This window comes from Methylorubrum sp. SL192, from assembly GCF_026672325.1.
Taxonomy (GTDB): Bacteria; Pseudomonadota; Alphaproteobacteria; order Rhizobiales; family Beijerinckiaceae; genus Methylobacterium; species Methylobacterium extorquens.
Genome location: NZ_JAPPQV010000003.1, coordinates 4,988,001 through 5,004,469, shown reverse-complemented (window position 1 = coordinate 5,004,469; position 16,469 = coordinate 4,988,001). Strand labels below are relative to the sequence as shown.

The 16,469-nt window shown below is 69.8% G+C and carries 17 protein-coding genes; 3 read left to right on the top strand and 14 right to left on the bottom strand.

Translation table 11 applies throughout. The features are described 5' to 3' along the window. Positions 1-121: 121 nt before the first annotated feature. The 10 genes from fliP to flgB form a co-directional block, all read right to left on the bottom strand. On the bottom strand, positions 122-904 hold the full coding sequence (fliP, locus tag OVA30_RS24295; RefSeq protein WP_012605699.1) for a flagellar type III secretion system pore protein FliP: 783 nt from the start codon (positions 902-904) through the stop codon (positions 122-124). Next, a complete protein-coding gene (locus tag OVA30_RS24290) occupies positions 901-1,383 on the bottom strand; it encodes a flagellar basal body-associated FliL family protein (RefSeq protein WP_056112353.1) in 483 nt (160 codons plus the stop codon). The genes fliP and OVA30_RS24290 overlap by 4 nt, the downstream gene beginning before the upstream one ends. Positions 1,384-1,465: 82 nt before the next feature. Further along, positions 1,466-2,173: a flagellar basal body L-ring protein FlgH gene (flgH, locus tag OVA30_RS24285; RefSeq protein ID WP_003602007.1), complete on the bottom strand. Its 708-nt coding sequence runs from the start codon at positions 2,171-2,173 to the stop codon at positions 1,466-1,468. After that, positions 2,173-2,757 (bottom strand): MotE family protein, encoded by a 585-nt coding sequence (locus OVA30_RS24280; RefSeq protein WP_003602010.1) that lies wholly within the window; start codon positions 2,755-2,757, stop codon positions 2,173-2,175. Before OVA30_RS24280 ends, flgH begins: the two co-directional genes overlap by 1 nt. Continuing rightward, positions 2,757-3,884 carry a flagellar basal body P-ring protein FlgI gene (gene flgI / locus OVA30_RS24275; protein WP_012605695.1) on the bottom strand — a complete coding sequence of 376 codons (1,128 nt, stop codon included), beginning with the start codon at positions 3,882-3,884 and terminating at the stop codon, positions 2,757-2,759. Before flgI ends, OVA30_RS24280 begins: the two co-directional genes overlap by 1 nt. Beyond that, positions 3,881-4,375, bottom strand: a complete 495-nt coding sequence (gene flgA / locus OVA30_RS24270) for a flagellar basal body P-ring formation chaperone FlgA (protein ID WP_003602013.1) — start codon at positions 4,373-4,375, stop codon at positions 3,881-3,883. The genes flgI and flgA overlap by 4 nt, the downstream gene beginning before the upstream one ends. A gap of 65 nt (positions 4,376-4,440) precedes the next feature. Then, the gene (gene flgG, locus OVA30_RS24265) at positions 4,441-5,229 is read right to left on the bottom strand and encodes a flagellar basal-body rod protein FlgG (protein ID WP_003602015.1); all 789 of its coding nucleotides are present in this window, start codon (positions 5,227-5,229) and stop codon (positions 4,441-4,443) included. A 92-nt stretch (positions 5,230-5,321) separates the two neighbouring features. After that, on the bottom strand, positions 5,322-5,675 hold the full coding sequence (locus OVA30_RS24260; protein ID WP_003602017.1) for a flagellar hook-basal body complex protein FliE: 354 nt from the start codon (positions 5,673-5,675) through the stop codon (positions 5,322-5,324). A 13-nt stretch (positions 5,676-5,688) separates the two neighbouring features. Next, positions 5,689-6,102 carry a flagellar basal body rod protein FlgC gene (flgC, locus tag OVA30_RS24255; RefSeq protein WP_173390174.1) on the bottom strand — a complete coding sequence of 138 codons (414 nt, stop codon included), beginning with the start codon at positions 6,100-6,102 and terminating at the stop codon, positions 5,689-5,691. Next, a complete protein-coding gene (gene flgB, locus OVA30_RS24250) occupies positions 6,102-6,491 on the bottom strand; it encodes a flagellar basal body rod protein FlgB (RefSeq protein ID WP_012252379.1) in 390 nt (129 codons plus the stop codon). Before flgB ends, flgC begins: the two co-directional genes overlap by 1 nt. 157 nt (positions 6,492-6,648) lie before the next feature. Here flgB and OVA30_RS24245 point away from each other — a divergent pair, with 157 nt between their 5' ends. Beyond that, positions 6,649-9,324, top strand: a complete 2,676-nt coding sequence (locus tag OVA30_RS24245) for a heparinase II/III domain-containing protein (RefSeq protein WP_268177240.1) — start codon at positions 6,649-6,651, stop codon at positions 9,322-9,324. Between the two features lie 143 nt (positions 9,325-9,467). Here OVA30_RS24245 and OVA30_RS24240 read toward each other — a convergent pair whose 3' ends face one another. Both OVA30_RS24240 and carA read right to left on the bottom strand, forming a co-directional pair. Continuing rightward, positions 9,468-9,842, bottom strand: a complete 375-nt coding sequence (locus tag OVA30_RS24240) for a hypothetical protein (RefSeq protein WP_003602026.1) — start codon at positions 9,840-9,842, stop codon at positions 9,468-9,470. A gap of 138 nt (positions 9,843-9,980) precedes the next feature. Continuing rightward, a complete protein-coding gene (carA, locus tag OVA30_RS24235) occupies positions 9,981-11,231 on the bottom strand; it encodes a glutamine-hydrolyzing carbamoyl-phosphate synthase small subunit (protein WP_056498554.1) in 1,251 nt (416 codons plus the stop codon). Positions 11,232-11,419: 188 nt separating this feature from the next. Between carA and OVA30_RS24230 the strand changes: the two genes are divergently transcribed. Further along, positions 11,420-11,878, top strand: a complete 459-nt coding sequence (locus OVA30_RS24230) for a GatB/YqeY domain-containing protein (RefSeq protein ID WP_268177238.1) — start codon at positions 11,420-11,422, stop codon at positions 11,876-11,878. 188 nt (positions 11,879-12,066) lie between these two features. Here OVA30_RS24230 and OVA30_RS24225 read toward each other — a convergent pair whose 3' ends face one another. Together OVA30_RS24225 and OVA30_RS24220 are read right to left on the bottom strand one after the other, a co-directional pair. After that, positions 12,067-13,233: an L-dopachrome tautomerase-related protein gene (locus OVA30_RS24225; protein WP_268177236.1), complete on the bottom strand. Its 1,167-nt coding sequence runs from the start codon at positions 13,231-13,233 to the stop codon at positions 12,067-12,069. Further along, the gene (locus tag OVA30_RS24220; RefSeq protein ID WP_268177235.1) at positions 13,230-14,216 is read right to left on the bottom strand and encodes an SMP-30/gluconolactonase/LRE family protein; all 987 of its coding nucleotides are present in this window, start codon (positions 14,214-14,216) and stop codon (positions 13,230-13,232) included. The genes OVA30_RS24225 and OVA30_RS24220 overlap by 4 nt, the downstream gene beginning before the upstream one ends. Positions 14,217-14,350: 134 nt before the next feature. Between OVA30_RS24220 and dnaG the strand changes: the two genes are divergently transcribed. Next, positions 14,351-16,276 carry a DNA primase gene (gene dnaG, locus OVA30_RS24215; protein WP_268177234.1) on the top strand — a complete coding sequence of 642 codons (1,926 nt, stop codon included), beginning with the start codon at positions 14,351-14,353 and terminating at the stop codon, positions 16,274-16,276. The last annotated feature ends 193 nt before the right edge of the window (positions 16,277-16,469 follow it).

The following is a 16,469-nucleotide window of genomic DNA, read 5'->3' as shown; positions in this document are numbered from 1 at the left end:
CGAAGCGGAGGCCTCGAAGGGTGTTCCAGGGATCGCGCTGGATCTGGACGATCCTTCGAGGCCCGCTGATGCGGGCTCCTCAGGATGAGGGTGATGGCCGGGATATTCGCAAAAACCAGGATCAGAAGAACGACCGCACCAAGCCGCTGACCAGCAGGTTCCAGCCGTCGATCAGGATGAAGAACAGCACCTTGAACGGCAGCGAGATCACGGTCGGCGGCAGCATCATCATGCCCATCGACATCACGATGGTGGAGACGATGATGTCGATGACGAGGAAGGGCAGCACGATCAGGAAGCCGATTTCGAAGCCCCGGCGCAGCTCGGAGATCATGAAGGCCGGGATGAGGATGCGCAGGTCGATCTTCTCGCCGGCCTCGGCCTTGGGGAAGGTGCGGCTCGCCAGATCGGTGAAGGTCTGAAGGTCCTTCGGGCGCACGTGCTGGGTCATGAATTCCCGGAACGGATCGACGATCTTGCCGAACGCCTCCTCCTCGCTGATGCGGTTCTCCTGCAGCGGTTTCACGCCCTCGTTCCAGGCGCGGTCGAAGGTCGGCGCCATGACGTAGAAGGTCATGAACAGGGCGAGCGAGACGAGGAACAGGTTGGCCGGCGTGCTCTGAAGGCCCAGGCCCGAGCGCAGGAACGAGAACGCGACGGCAAAGCGCGTGAAGCTCGTCACCATCACGAGCAGGCCCGGCGCCAGCGACAGCACGGTGAGCAGCGCGACGAGTTGGATGATGCGCCCGGAGGCCGCCCCGTTACCGGGCGGCAGCAGCGCGTCGAGACCGGGCACGCCGGTGACGCCGCCGGGCGCGGCACCCTGCGCCAGAGCGGCCGAGGCGGTGAGGCCGGCGGCCAGGGCAAGACCGGCGGTAACGAGGATCGCGCGCGCTCTCTTCACTGGACCACCAGCGATTCGACGATGAGTTCGCGCACCGCACCCTTGGTGCGAGTCGCGACGCGCTCGTTGAGGTCCTCGCGCAGGTGCTGGAGGCCGTTCGCGCCCTCGATCTGCGCCATGGAGAGCGTGCGCAGGTAGGCCAGCGCGTCGGCGCGGATCTCGGCCAGCGTCACCTCGGGGTTGGGTAGCGCGCCGGTGTTGAAGACGACGGAGGATTCGATCCGCACCCAGGAATCGGTCGGCTCGGCGAGGTTCGCCACCACCGAGCCGACGCTGCGCAGGGACAGGTCGCCGGTGTAGTTGAGCACCTTGACCGCCTTGCCGGCCTCCTCGCGCTGCTTGAGGTCGACCGATTTCTCGACGGTGCCGAGCAGGTAGACGCCGAGCCCGCCCCCGGTGCCGACGGCGATCAGCGTGACGAGGGCGAGTGCCCCGATCCAGCCCTTGCCGCCCTTCTTGGAGTCCTTGGCGTCCGCCATCTCGATTCTCCTGGGTTCGCTCACATCGCTTCGCGGTGCGAGCGGTTCGCCGCTTCAGCGCAAGAGCGCTCGGGGCGCGCCGTCAGAACGGTGCGACGGTCTCGAAGACCCGCTGGCCCAGGCTCGGGCCCTGCACGTCGGTGATGCGGCCGCGCCCGCCGTAGGAGATGCGCGCCTCGGCGATCTTGTCGTAATCGATGGTGTTCTTGCGCGAGATGTCCCGCGGGCGGACGATGCCGGCGACTTCGAGCACGCGGACCTCGTTGTTGACCCGCACCTCCTGCGAGCCCGAGATCAGCACGTTGCCGTTGGGCAGCACCTCGGTGACCACCGCCGCGACCGAGAGGCTGAGCGATTCCTTGCGGTCGATCGAGCCCTGGCCCTTGGTCTCGGTGCCGGAGCGGATGCCGGTATCGGCGGTGGCCGTGTCCTTGAGCCCCGAGATGCCGTAGCCGAAATCGAAGCCGAGGCTGCTCTTCTGGCTGCGTCCGCGCTCGCTCGCGTTGTCGAACTGCGCCTTGTCGTTGATGGCGATGCTGACCGTGATGACGTCGCCGACGTCGCGGGCGCGCGGATCCTGGTAGAGCGCGGCGCTCGCCGGGCTCCAGGTCGAGTGGTAGCTGTGGCGCGGGCCGAGCGCACCGAACGAGGTCGGCAGCGGCTCACGCGGCGCGTTGAGCCCGGTGCCGATCGGCGTCAGCAGCGGCGGGCGGCCGAGGCGGTCGAGATCGCTCTGGCAGGCGCCGAGCGAGAGGGCCAGCACGGCCACGGCGGCGGAGGAGGGGCGCATCACGACCTCTGGTTCTTCTTGACGGCCGGAGCGGTCGCGTCCTTGCGGCCCGACTCCGACATCGCACGGGCGAGACCGGCGGCACGGGCCGCCTCCATCTCGGAGAGGATGGCGCTCGCGGTGCGGGCGTTGAGCTTGGTCAGCAGGGCGGCGGCTGCCTCGTCGGGCATGTTGGCGAGCTGGAGCGCCGCCGCGTCGGGCCGCATCTTGGCGTAGACCGCGACCACGCTCTCATCGGCCTTGGCCAGGAATTCGTTGCGGCGTTTGAGCCACGCCTCGTACTCGGCCCGCTTCTCTTCGAGGAGCTTGATGCGCTCCTCGACCTGCCGCTCCATCACCGCGAGCTGCTCCTTCTGCCACGCGAAGCGGGCATCGGCGGCGGCATCCGCGATGTTGGCGCAGTAGCCGGTCTTGGCCGGCTCCTTGGCGACGAAGTCCTGGGCCGAGATCTCCTTCGGCGCGTCGCGGGTGGCGAGCGCCCGCATCGCGGCGTCCTTGGCCGGGTCGGCGTGGTCGCCGCCGGCCGCGAGCGCGGTCCCGCCGAGCGCGAGCCAGCACAGGGCGATGCGCAGCGTCACGTTCATCACTGCACCACAAGCTCCGCCTGGAGGGCACCGGCGGTCTTCACCGCCTGCAGGATCGCGATGATGTCGGTGGGCTTGAGCCCGACCTGATTGAGCCCGCGCACCAGCGTCTGAAGGTCGGAGCCGCCGAGGATGGCGAGCTTGCCGCGCTCCTCCCGCGCCGAGACCTCCGTGCGCGGCACCACGACGGTCTGGCCGTTGGAGAAGGGCTCCGGCTGCGACACCTCCGGTGCCTCGGTGACCCGCACCGTGAGGTTGCCGTGGGTGACCGCGACGGTGGAGATCGTCACGTTGCGCCCGATCACGACGGTGCCGGTGCGCTGGTCCACCACGACGCGGGCCGGCGTGTCGGGCTGGATCGTCAGATCGCCGATCTGCGCCACCAGCCGGGTCTGGGCCATCTGGCGCCCGCGCATCACCACCACGGCGCGCTGGTCCCGCGCGCTGGCGATACGACGGCCGAAGGCACCGAGCGACCACGCGTTGATCGCGTCGGAGATCTGGGTCGCGGTCTTGAAGTCCGGGTTCTTCAGCTCGAACACGAGTTCGGGCAGATCGCGGAAGGTGCCAGGCACCTCGCGCTCGATCATCGCGCCGTTCGGGATGCGGCCCGCCGTCGGCACGCCTTGCGTCAACTGCTCGGCCTGGCCCTGCACCGAGAAGCCGGAGACCGCGAGCGGCCCCTGCGCCGCCGCGTAGACGAGGCCGTCGCCGCCGGTGAGCGAGGTCATCAGCAGGGTGCCGCCGCGCAGCGACGTGGCGTCGCCCATGGAGGTCACGGTGACGTCGATGCGCGAGCCGGTGCCGGTATAGGGCGGCAGGTCGGCGGTCACCATCACGGCCGCGATGTTGCGGGTGCGCAGACGGGCGTCGCGCACGTTGATGCCGAGCCGGTCAAGCAGGGATTGCAGCGATTGCTCGGTGAACTGCGCGTTGCGCAGGGTGTCGCCGGTGCCCTGGAGACCGGTGACGAGGCCGTAGCCGAACAGCTGGTTGTCGCGCACGCCCTTGAGCGTGGCAATGTCCTTGATGCGGGTGCCGGCGGCGAAGACCGGGCCGGTCATGACGGCAAAGCCGAGGCCGGTGAGCAGGCCGAGCAGCACCGCGAGGAGCAGGCGACGGATCATTGCGCGCCGATCCGGATGCGGCCGTCGGCCATCACCGTGCCGAGGATGATGCGGTTGGTGTCGGTGTTGCGCACGCGGATCGTCTCGCCGAGGCCGCCGTTCTGGAGTGGCGCTCCGACCGCGGTGATGACGAGGCCGTTCTCCTCGAAGATCATCTGCGTCGGCGCACCACGGCTCACGAGGCGGGGATCGTCGACGGCGTTGACCGGCACCGGCTCACCCGGCAGCAGCATCCGCCGGGCGACCCGGCCGGCGATCGCGGCGGAGGCATCGATGACCGCCGTGCGCGCCCGATAGGTCGCGGGATAGGCCTGCATCCGCAGCATCGATTCCTTGATCGTGTCGCCGGGATAGATCGTGACGGTCGGCACCGGCAACATGAGTTCGGCATTCGCCATGCCCTCGACGGCCTGCGCCGGGGCGATGGGCTGCGCCGAGCCGGCCGCGAGGGCGGCGAGCACGAGGCCGCGGACGAAGGTCTTGCGGGGCATGGGGGCTCGCGCCGAAGGAGGAGGGGAAGACGCGTAAAAGGATGCGGGCGTGGACGCCGCGTGCGTCAGCGGATGCCCTTGGAGACCGTTCCGGCCATCTCGTCGGCGGCCTGGATCACCTTCGAGTTCATCTCGAAGGCGCGCTGGGCCGTGATGAGGCTGGTGATCTCCTTCACCGGATCGACGTTCGAGCCTTCGAGATAGCCCTGCTGCAGCTTGCCGTAGCTGACGTCGCCGGGATTGCCGACCACGGGCGCGCCGGAGGCCGGGGTCTCGCGGTAGAGGCCGTTGCCGAGCGGTTCGAGGCCGGAATCGTTGGCGAAGTTGGCGAGCGTCAACTGGCCGACATTCTGCAACGCGACCTGCCCGTCGATCTTGGCGAAGACCTGACCGGACTCGTTGATCGTCACCTGTGTGGTGTTCTGAGGAATCAGGATCGCGGGATCGACCGCGTAACCTTCCATGGTCACGAGCTGGCCGGCGTTGTTCTTGTTGAACGAGCCGGCGCGGGTGTACTGGATCTCGCCCGCCGGGCTGGTGATCTGGAAGTAGCCGCGCCCGTTCACCGCCAGATCGAGCTGGTTGCCGGTGTTGGCCAGCGAGCCCTGCCGGTGCAGGTTGCGGATCGCGGCGGCGCGGACGCCGAGGCCGAGCATCGCGCCCTCCGGCACCGCCTCCTGGCCCGCTTGGTTCGGCACGCCCTGCTGCCGCTCGGCCTGGTAGAGCAGATCGGTGAACTCGGCCCGCGCGCCCTTGAACCCGGTGGTGTTCAGGTTGGCGATGTTGTTGGCGATGACTTCGAGGTTGAGCTGCTGGGCGGACATGCCCGTGGCGGCGATGGCGAGCGCGCGCATGGCGAGGGATCCTTCGGGCTAGCGCTCCTTCCGCCGAACGGGATGCCGGTTCGGCGTCAGAGCGCGCGTTGAAACGGAAGCGGCGCGGCCGATCAGATCGGCATGCGGCTGAGTTCGAGGTAGGCGGCGACTACCTTGTCGCGGATCGCCACCACGGTCTGGAGGCTCTGCTCGGCGGACATCACCGCCTCGACCACCTGCTGCGCGGTGGCCTTGCCCTGGATGCCGGAGATCGCCGTGGCCTCGCCGGTGCGCAGCGCGTCGCGGGCGCTGGACGCGACCTGGGCCATCACCTCACCGAAATCGGTGGGCGCGGTCGGGGCGGTCCCGGCGATGCCCGAGAGGGCGGCCGGGCTGAACATGGCCTTCTGGGTCGGCGCGGCCCCGGCGAAGGAGGTGCCGGCGACCTTGTCGAAGGCGGCGAGCGAGTTGAGGGCTTCGATCATCGCGGGCGGCTCTTCAGGACTTCAGGAGATCGATGACGCTGGCGACCATGGCCCGGGCCTGTTTGATGACCTGGAGGTTCGCCTCGTAGGAGCGGTTGGCCTCGCGCATGTCGGCCATCTCGACGAGCATGTTCACGTTGGGCAGTTTGACGTTGCCGTTCGCGTCGGCGGCTGCGTTGGCAGGGTCGTGCTCGGTGCGGAACGGGGCGTTGTCGGTGCCGATCTCGCGCAGGCGCACCGAGGCGACGCCCGCCGCCCGGTCGAGTTCGGCCCGGAACGTCACCGTCTTGCGGGCATAGGGATCGGCCCCCGGGGTCGCGCCGGTCGATTGCGCGTTGGCGAGGTTCTCGGAGACGACCCGCATGCGCAGCGATTGCGCTTCGAGGCCGGCGCTGGCGAGCCGCGAGGCGGAGAGCAGGGGATCGATCATGCGCCGCCCTTCACCGCGGCCATCAGCATGCGATGGAACGACTTCACCACCGCCGTATCGAGGTTGTGCTGGCGGGAGACGTCGCCGGCCTTGAGCATCTCCTGCTCCAGGCTGACCGCGCTCGACGATTGGAGCACTTCCCAGGTCTCGGTGGGCTTGGCCTCGCGCACGGGGATGCCGGTGCCTTGCGTTCCCAGATGGCTCGTGGCGGTCGAGGCCATGTCGAGCCCGGTACGCGCCAGGACCTGGGCGAAGGGCATCACGTCCCGCGCCTTGTAGCCGGGAGTGTTCGCGTTCGCGACGTTTCCGGCGATGGTGGCCTGCCGCGTCGCGAGAAAACGCGCGTGCTGCGAGGCGAGGTCGAACAGGTAGACGCCCGTCGTCATGGCAACGCCCCCATCCCAAGGGCTTCTCAAGAAGCGCGGGACGCGGGCGCACCCGGACGGTGAAACCCGCGTCAGGGAGGAGGTTTAGGTAGGCAATCTTGCACGAGGCTGGCTCGCGCCTTGACACGGCCGATCCCCGAGGTAGCGCCTGTGGGTGATGGACCAGATCGATGAGCAGGCCGCTGCAGCCGTCTCCGACAGCGAGGGCGCAGCGCCCCTGCTGCCGGCCGCTTCACGCTATGCCGGGGGCGCCGGGCCGGGCGGACGCGAGGGACTGCACCGCATCGCACCCAACAACCGCTTTGCGCGGGTGGGCTTGAGCTTTTCCGATCTTTCGCCCGGAACCTGGGCCTGCCTGCGATTCGGTCTTGCCTTCGACGCGGACGAGGCGGCGGCTCTGGCCGTCGATGCCGTCGCGGCCGGCTTCGACTTCCTGGCGGCGGACGGCTCCAGCCTCGATCTCGACCATGTGCCGGGGCTGGCCCGCAGCCTGCTCGATCCGCATGTCGCCTGGATTCCGGGGCCGGCGCTTCTCGGTGCGGAGCCGTTCCGCATCGCCTTCCGCGTGCCCGATCAGGCGCGCGGCGTCAGCGTCACCCTGCGCTCGTGGCGCAACACCGGCGACGTCGCCGTGGCCGACCCTGTCTTGCGCCTCGGCACGCCCGATCCGGCGCCGGCGCCGCGTCGGCACCCCTTGTCCGGCGAAGGGCTCCGATTCGATTACGCGCTGGCCGAGGACGTCGCCCTGGTGCTGCGCGGCCAGATCTACGCCGCGCGGGCCGACGAGCATGCCGCGCGGGTGCGCCTCGTCTACCGTGATGCGGCGGGAGCGGAGATTGCGCCGCCCTATGCCAACGCCGTCTCCGTGCCGGGCCTCGGTGCGGTCATCAACCTCTCGGCCCAGCCGCAGGCCCGCCGCTTCACCCTGACCCTGCGTCCGCCGCCCGGTGCCGCAGCCGTCGCGCTCGATTTCGGCGCGTGGGAGGATGCGCAGACCCCCTCGGAGAGCGAGCTGATCGGCCAGCCCGAACTCGCGCTCGAAGATGATTTCCGCCTTGAAAGCCTTTGCGACGACGACGTCCTCGATGCGCCGGCCTTCCTCGCCCGCCTCGCCGACCGGCTCGGCCTGCCCGAAGGCGTGCCCGCATCGTGGCGGGCGGGGTCCGAGACGGGTGCCGCGCCGATCCTCGCGCGGGCCCGCGACTTGCGCACCGGGCCGGATCGCAGTGCGCGGATCGAGGGGGAGAGTGTCGTCCTGGCTCTGGCCGGCCTGCCCGATTGGACGTTGCCGCAAACGCCGGATTGGCGCGAGGATCCGTTCCGCTCGGTGGCGTGGCGCCTCGCCTATCAGTCGCTGGCTTGGCTGCTGCCGCTCGCCGCGCTTCCGGACGGAGCGGCCCGCGCCCGGACCATCGCCGCGGCGTGGTCGCGGGCCAATCCGTGGAGCCAGCCGGCGGACGGCCTGAGTCTGCACCCGGCGGCTCTGGCCCCCCGCGGCGATGTACTGGCGAGTCTGCTTACCGGCGGCGACGATCCCACCCGAGACGAGCCCGCCCGCGCAGAGATCGCGGCGGAGGCCGCACGGCAGGGCTTCGCGCTTGCCGAGATCGTCGGGCAGAACACCCTGGCGCGGGCTCTGCACGGCATCCAGGCGGCGGCGGCGCTGCTTGCCGTCGCACGGGCGCTGCCTGGCTTCACCTTCGCCCCCTACTGGGACTCCCTGGCGCGCGACAGCCTCACCCACGGCTTCGATGCGCTGTTGTCGGAGGCGGGCGCGTTCACCGATGCCGCCCCGGTGCGGCGCCTCGATCTCCTGAGCCACGGTCAGGCGATCGCCGACGCGCTCGGCGAGACCGAGCCCGGCCCGACGATCCGCCGCCGCGTCGAGGCGGCGTTGCCGGGCCTCGCCGGGCTGATCGATCGCGGCGGGCGGCTGCCGCCCTTCGGCGATGCCCCCGCTGGCCTCGACCATTCCGCCTGGATCGCCCGGCTGTCCTCGCGGGGCCATTCTCAGGGTCACGACCTCGTCGCGGAGCGCGACGCTGCGCCCGTTCCCGAGGGCCGTACCGCCGGCATGCTTGCGCTCCGCTACGATGGGATGGAGCAGGGCTGGGGTCATTTCGCCCTCACCCATACCGCGCAATCACCGCACGGGCATCGCGATTGCACCTCCTTCACCTTCGCCACCGGTTCGCGGCGCTGGATCGTTGAGGGGGGCGGCGCCGAGGGCGTCGAGGTCGGCCCAGCGCGCCATTACCTGCTCTCGCCCCGCGCCCACAATGTCGCCATCCCCGATGGCTGCGAGCCGGTCGCCGGTTCGGGGACGCTGAGCGCGCGGCTCACGCTCGACGGTGCCCAGGCCCTGATGCTCTCCACCACCGTGCATGGGCCCGACTACGCCCATGCGCGCCTCTTCCTCGTGCTCGACGATCTGAGCGGGATGGCGGTGATCGACCGATTCGTGCGGGTGGGGCCGTCGCTGTCGTTCGAGGGGCTGCTGCACCTGCCCCCCGATACCCTCGTCGCGCTCTCCAGCCCCCGCCGGGCGCTCGCCCAGCAGGAGGGGCGGCGACTCGAATTCTTCGCGATTCCGCTGAAGGGGCAGGCGGCTGGGTTGGAGGTCGCCATCGGCCGCAGCGACCGGCCGCACGCGATGCACGGATTTTGCGCGACGGGATCGGGTGGGCTGAGGCCGGCGCCGGTGCTTCGCTACGCCTTCACCGGCCGCGACACGGTCTGCGGCGGTGTCGTCATCGCCGCGGATGCGGGGGCGGAGCAGCGGCTGGTGCGGCTGCTCGCCGACGACGCGGTGCGGCTTTGGGTGGAGGGATGAGTGCCGGCTGAATGCGCTGGCACTCCGGAGTCGCTAGAGCCGTATCCGACCTGATTGCATCAGGTCGGCGTCTCTAGGTCTCTGTTTCGACGCGCTTTCTTTGGCCGAACCGGCGTCCACTTCGTCGGAAAGCGCTCCAGGGTTCAGAACCCGGCGCCAATGACGGCGACGGCGCGGTCGATCGACAGGTAGAACACGCCGAAGGCCACCATCGCCGCGGCGGCGAATTCGAGGGTCTGGTTCGGCAGGGTCTGGAAGCGGCGCATGGTCTCGCGGCCGAAATAGGCGGAGGCCCAGGCGAGCGTCAGGACGGCCGGCATCACGAACAGGTAGGACAGCGTGCTCTCGATCCGCATCGGATCGGTCGGGTCGATCAGCGCGCGGATGTTGCGCACCCACGGCGCGGAAACCGCTGCGTAGAGTGTCGTCAGCCAGGCCAGCCCAACCGCCACGCCAAGGTGGAAGGTGAACAGGCGATGCAGGCGCGAGAAGTCGTCGCGCGCGTCGTCGAGCGTCATGCGGCAAGCCCCCAAACGATCCGGCCGCTGATTCTTTTGCGATCCGGCCATGGGCCAGGAGATGGGGGGCAAGGTGGAGTTTTTTGTGACGCGGGGACGGCGGCGTTTGGGCCGCCGTCCCAGGCGTTCTCTTCAGGCTCAGGCGGCCGTCTCGGGCCGGTTCTCGCGCATCAGCTTCACAAAACGCTCGAACAGATAGTGGCTGTCACGCGGGCCCGGAGAGGCTTCCGGGTGGTGCTGCACCGAGAAGGCCGGGCGGTCGGTGAGCGAGAGACCGCAATTCGAGCCGTCGAACAGCGAGACGTGGGTCTCGACGGCGGTCTCGGGCAGGCTTGTCGGGTCGACCGCGAAGCCGTGGTTCATCGAGACGATCTCGACCTTGCCGGTGGTGTGGTCCTTCACCGGGTGGTTCGCGCCGTGATGGCCCTGGCCCATCTTCACCGTGCGCCCGCCGAGCGCGAGGCCCATGAGTTGGTGGCCGAGGCAGATGCCGAAGGTCGGCACCCGCTCGTCGAGCAGCTTGCGGATCACCGGCACGGCGTATTCGCCGGTCGCGGCCGGGTCGCCGGGGCCGTTGGAGAGGAACACACCGTCCGGCTTCAAGGCCATGATGTCTTCGGCTGTGGTCGTGGCCGGCACCACGGTGACGTCGCAGCCGGCTTCCGCCAGCAGGCGCAGGATGTTGCGCTTCACGCCGTAATCGATGGCCACGACCTTGAGGCCTTGGCCCGGCGCACGCGAGCCGTAGCCGCCCTTCACAGCCCAGACGGTCTCGGTCCAGGCCGTGGTCTCGCGGGACGTCACCGGCGGCACGAGGTCGAGACCTTCCATCGGCGCGAGCGCCGCCGCGCGGGCCTTCAGCGCCTCGCGGTCGAACTTGCCTTCCGGGTCGTTGGCGATGACGGCGTTGGGCATGCCGCGGTCGCGGATCAGCGCGGTCAGCGCCCGCGTGTCGATCCCGGTGATGCCGACGATGCCGCGGGCCTTGAGCCAGCCGTCGAGATGCGAGGACGAGCGCCAGTTCGAAGGCTTGGTGACCGCCGAGGCGATCACTGCGCCGCGCACGCCGGAAGCCGGCGCCGCTTCGAGGCTTTCCAGATCCTCGTCGTTGGTGCCGACATTGCCGATATGCGGGAAGGTGAAGGTGACGATCTGCCCGGCATAGGACGGGTCGGTCAGGATCTCCTGATAGCCCGTCATCGCCGTGTTGAAGCAGACCTCGCCGTCGGCGGCGCCGGTCTGGCCGATGCCGAAGCCTTCGAGCACGGTGCCGTCGGCCAGGACGAGCAGGGCCGTCACCAGCGGCTCGCTCCAGGGCTCGGGCGCCTTGGGTTCCGGGTTCGTGCGCGCGGGATCGGCGCGCAGGGTCGCGGGTTCGTCTTGCAGCATGGGTCCGATCCGGCTTATGTCCGCCGCCTCGCGCGGCCGCTCATTCGGGCCGCGGGGCAAGGCGATATCTCGCGGGGCTCATAGCGAGCCGGCCGCGCCTGGGTCAATCTGGGCGCGGAATCAGCCGTGCGCAATGCCCTGGACGGATCGAACGTCCGCATCGAAACACCCGACGGAGTCATAGCATCATGCTGCGCGAGCGCATCACCGCCGAAATGAAAGCGGCCATGAAGGCCGGCGAGAAGCAGAAGCTCTCGACCGTGCGCATGATTCAGGCGGCGCTCAAGGACCGCGATATCGCCGCGCGCGGCGAGGGCAAGCGTGAGACGGGCGAGGACGAAATCCTCGCGCTCCTCCAGAAGATGATCAAGCAGCGCCAGGAAGCCGCGGGCGTCTACGAGCAGGGCGGCCGGCCCGAACTCGCCGAGAGCGAGCGCGCCGAGGCCGAGATCATCCAGACCTTCCTGCCGCAGCAACTGGACGAGGCCGAGATGCGCACGGCCATCGCCGACGCGATCGCCGAGACCGGCGCCGAGAGCCCGAAGGACATGGGCAAGGTGATCGCCGCGCTGAAGGGCAAATATACCGGCCGCATGGATTTCGGCCGCGCGAGCGCGCTGGTGAAGGACGCGCTGGCGGGGAAGTAATTTTTTCCCGGACGTGCGCAGCTCATCAAGGCGGTATTATCCCACGCGCTTCCTCACCCTGAGGCGACCGCGTCAGCGGGCCTCGAAGGGTCTTCCAGACGGCGCGCGGGATCTGGAGGACCCTTCGAGGCTGCTTCGCAGCACCTCAGGGTGAGGTCGGGGATGGGAGACCTGTCTCTCCCGACACGTCACGCCGGCCCGGCATCGATCCGCATGCGAAAGATCGCGTAGGGCGGCTCCTGCCGGTCGATGCCGCCGTTGTGTTCGGGGCGGCGGTTGGCCTGGGCGGACGACAGGTAGAGCCAGCCGTCTGCCGTGATCCAGAACGTGTCCGGCCAGATCAGGCGCGGATCGGTGGCGATGACCTCGACCCGCCCGTCCGGATCGCGCCGGCCGATGCCGTTGAATTCCTGCAGGCTGAGATAAATCCGGTCGCGTGAATCGGCGGCGAGCCCGCCGGTCAGGCCCTTCTCGCCCAGATCCGTGACCGTTTCCGCGACCGCCGCGTCGTCCTTTCCCGCATCGAGCAAGGCGGCGGTCTCGACCGCGTAGAGGCGCCGGCTCATCAGCGGCGTGTAGTACAGCCGTGCGCCATCCGGGCTCAGCGCGATGCCGTTGGCGCCGCCCTTGATCGGGCTCGTCGTACCGTCGGCCTCGCGCTTCAGCAGCACCCGGCCCTCGACGATCTTGAGGATGCCGGGCACCGATTGCGTGCTGTCATGGTCGGCGAGCCGCCGCACCGCGCGGCCGCTCGCGAGATCGACCGCAATCAGCGCGCCCGCGCCGGTCTGGCCCTGGTCGGTGATGTAGGCCGCCTCGCGCCCCGGCCTCACATCGACCCGCAGGTCGTTGAGCGAGGAGGTCTTGGTTACGACCGATTGCAGCGGGATCGTGCGCAGGATCCCGTTCGTCGCCGTATCGATGCAGACGAGCTTGGCCGCGCCCGGCACCGGCTCGCCCGACGAGGCCATCAGCCCGGCATCGAGCAGCCAGAGGCGGTTCTTCGCATCGAACACGCCGTTGGGGACGTGGAACAGCGTCTCGGCCGGGCGCGCCGGATCGGGCCGGTTCGCCGCCTCGCTCGGATAAGACACGACCCGCCCGTCCGGAAACACCTCGCCCGCGGTAAACACCGTCTGCTCGTCGAAGCGGGGCATGAACAGGAACATCCGGCCGTCGGCGGACAGGGTCAGCCCGGTCGGCGTCGTCGGCGCCTGCGCGGCGACGACGCGTTCGAGAGCGCCGACCGGCGCGGTCGCCGCTTCAGCCTGGGCCGGGCGCGTCGCCATCGTCCGAGCGGCGGCCAAGGCCGCGGTGCCGGCGAGCAGTGTGCGCCGTGCGAGGCGGACCGTCATGGGCGGGTCCCCCCTGAACTGATCGCGGCGCCGCGCACCTTGGTTTCGATGGCGAGCACACGCTTCCCGGCGCAGAGGAACAGCCGCCGCCCGTTCGGCCCGCCGAAGGCGAGGTTGGCGCAGGGGCTCTCGGTCGGGATGTGTCCAACCGGGCGGCCGTCGGCCGACCAGATCCGCACGCCGTCACCCGTGCCGGCATAGACCCGTCCGTCGGTATCGACCTTCACGCCGTCCGGCACACCCTTCGGGACCGTGGCGAAGACGCGCTCCTTCGACAGCTGCCCGTCCGCGACGTCGAAGGCGCGGATCTCGCCCGTCGCCCCTTCGCGGGTGCCCGATTCGCAGATGTAGAGAACGCGCTCGTCCGGCGAGAAGGCGAGCCCGTTGGGCTGCACGAACCGATCCGTGGCGACGGCGAGCGTCCCGTCGAGGGCGAGGCGGAAGACGAAGCGGCCCTTCTGCTCGGACGGGCGCGGTAGGCCCTCCTCGGCCTGATCGATGCCGTAGGTGGGATCGCTGAACCAGATCGCGCCGTCGCGGGCCACCACGACGTCGTTGGGCGCGTTGAGCCGCCCGCCATCGTAACGGTCGGCCAGCACGGTGATGGCGCCGTCGGTCTCCCGCCGCACGACCCGCGACGTGCGGTGCTCGCAGGTGACGAGCCGGCCTTGGGTATCGACGGTGTTGCCGTTGGAATTGTTTGACGGCTCGCGAAATACCTCCGCGCGGCCGCCCTCGCGGATCAGCATCATCCGGTTGCGGCGCACGTCGCTGAAGATCAGGCCGCCGAGGGATGGCGCCCAGACCGGCCCCTCGCACCACGCGCCCTCGTCATACAGCGTTTCCGCCCTAGCCGAAGGATCGAGCACCGCCGACAGATCGTCGGCGGCTCGCGCTCTGGGGGTGAGCGCGCCGAGCAGGGCAAGTCCGAGGAGCGGGCGGCGGGCGATGCCGCAGCGGGGGGGCGAGCGCGATTCCGTCATCGGGCCGGCAACGCATCGCCCCGGCGAAAGCTCCGCGCGATCGGCTTTAAGACTCCGGCAGGCCCGCCGCGCTACACTCCCTGCCGCAAGGCCGGTTCTCCACGTCCACGCGATCCGCTTCCAGCAGAGTCACCGTGCGCTACCCGCCCCACATCCTCGAAGAGATCCGCGCCCGCGTGCCCACCTCCGAGGTGGTCGGCCGGCGCGTGCGGCTGAAGAAGGCCGGCCGCGAGTGGCGCGGCCTGTCGCCGTTCAATTCGGAGAAGACGCCCTCGTTTTACGTGAACGACCAGAAGCAGTTCTACCACTGCTTCTCCTCCGGCAAGCACGGCGACATCTTCAAGTTCGTCATGGAAACGGAAGGCCTGAGCTTCCCCGAGGCGGTCGAGCGGCTAGCCGGCGAGGCCGGCGTCACCCTGCCGAAGATGACGGTCGAGAACGAGCAGGCCGAGGAGCGGCGCAAGGGCGCCCTCGAAGTCATGGAACTGGCCGCCGTCTATTTCGAGGAGCAGTTGCGCGGGCAGGCCGGCGGGGAGGCGCGGGCCTATCTCGACCGGCGGGCCCTGGGCGAGGCGACGCGCAAGACGTTCCGGCTCGGCTATTCCCTGCCCGGTCGGTACGCCCTGCGCGATTTCCTCGCGAGCAAAGGGGTCGATCGCGACCTGATGCTGGAACTCGGGCTGCTCACGGCGCCCGAGGGGGTGAACGTCCCCTACGACAAGTTCCGCGACCGGATCATGTTTCCGATCCCCGACATCCGCGGCCGGGTCGTCGCCTTCGGCGGCCGGGCGATGCAGGCCGAGGCCAAGGCGAAGTACATGAACTCGCCGGAGACGCCGCTCTTCCACAAGGGGCGGATGCTCTACAACCTCCACGCCGCTCGGAAAAGCGCGCACGACCGGAGCCGGATCGTCGCGGTGGAGGGCTATGTCGACGTCATCGCCATGACGCTGGCCGGCTATCCCGAGACGGTGGCGCCGCTCGGCACCGCGCTGACCGAGGATCAGCTCGCCCTGCTCTGGCGCCACGCCGACGAGCCGATCCTCTGCTTCGACGGCGACGGGGCGGGCCAGCGCGCCGCCTTCCGCGCGCTCGACGTGGCCCTGCCGATGCTGGAGCCCGGCAAATCCCTGCGCATCGCGATGCTGCCCCAGGGTCAGGATCCGGACGACCTGATGCGTTCCGGCGGTCCCTCGGCGATCGAGGCGGTACTCTCGGCGGCGCGACCGCTGGTCGAGATGCTGTGGGCACGCGAGGCCGAGGCGGCGACCCTCGAGACCCCGGAGCGCCGCGCCGGGCTCGCACGGACCCTGCGGGAAGCGGTGGCCGGCATTCGCGACGAGACGGTGCGCCGCTTCTATCGCGACGACATCGAGGGGCGGCTGCGGGGGCTGTCCGGCGGGCCGGCCTCATTTTCCGGCGGACGCTCCGAGCGTGCATCCGGCGGACGGCCGGCAGCTCCACGCGGCGCCCCGTTCCAGCGCCGGCCGCGCCCCGGCGATCCGCCGCCGTCGCCCCGCATCACCACCGGCTTCAACCCGCTGCTGAAGACGGCCGCCCCCGTGCCGGCGGCGGGCGGGCGGGCGGCCAAGCGCGAGGCGATGATCGTGATGAGCCTGCTCGCGCATCCGGAACTGCTCGGAATCGAGGAGGAGGCGCTCGCGGCTCTCGAATTGGTGAATCCGGATGCCCGCGCGCTTCGCACTCTCCTTCTCGACCGGGCGGCGGAGGCCGGCACCCCGGAGGCTGAATTGATGGAGGCGCGGCTGCGTCGCGCGGGGCTCGAAGAGGCCCATGCCCGGCTACTCGCGCTGGTCAGTTCCGGCGACCGCTGGACGCTCGATCCGAACGCCGATCCGCAGCGCCTCGAACAGACTCTGCATCAGGCCGTGATCTTGCACCGGCAGACGGGCGCGCTACATAGCGAACTTCACCAAGCTGAGAGAGCTCTTGCCGAGGACGGATCCGAGGCCAATTTCGCGTGGCTGTGTGACGTGCAGCAGCAATTGGCAGTGATCGCTGCGGCCGAGGCGGAAGCGGAGGTCTCTCATGAGGAATGAATTCGCGCCGGCGTGACCGTAGGGTGACGGCGGCGGGGGGCCGACTTGGTTAACGGTCGGTCAAGGCACGGCAAGTTAGAGCGGATGCAACGAGAATCGGCGCGGGCACTCGACAAGCGCGCCATTCCACGACATTGCGACGGGTCTTTCGCGGAGCGCGGGCTCAGCCTGCGGCGCCGCCACGAGAACAATA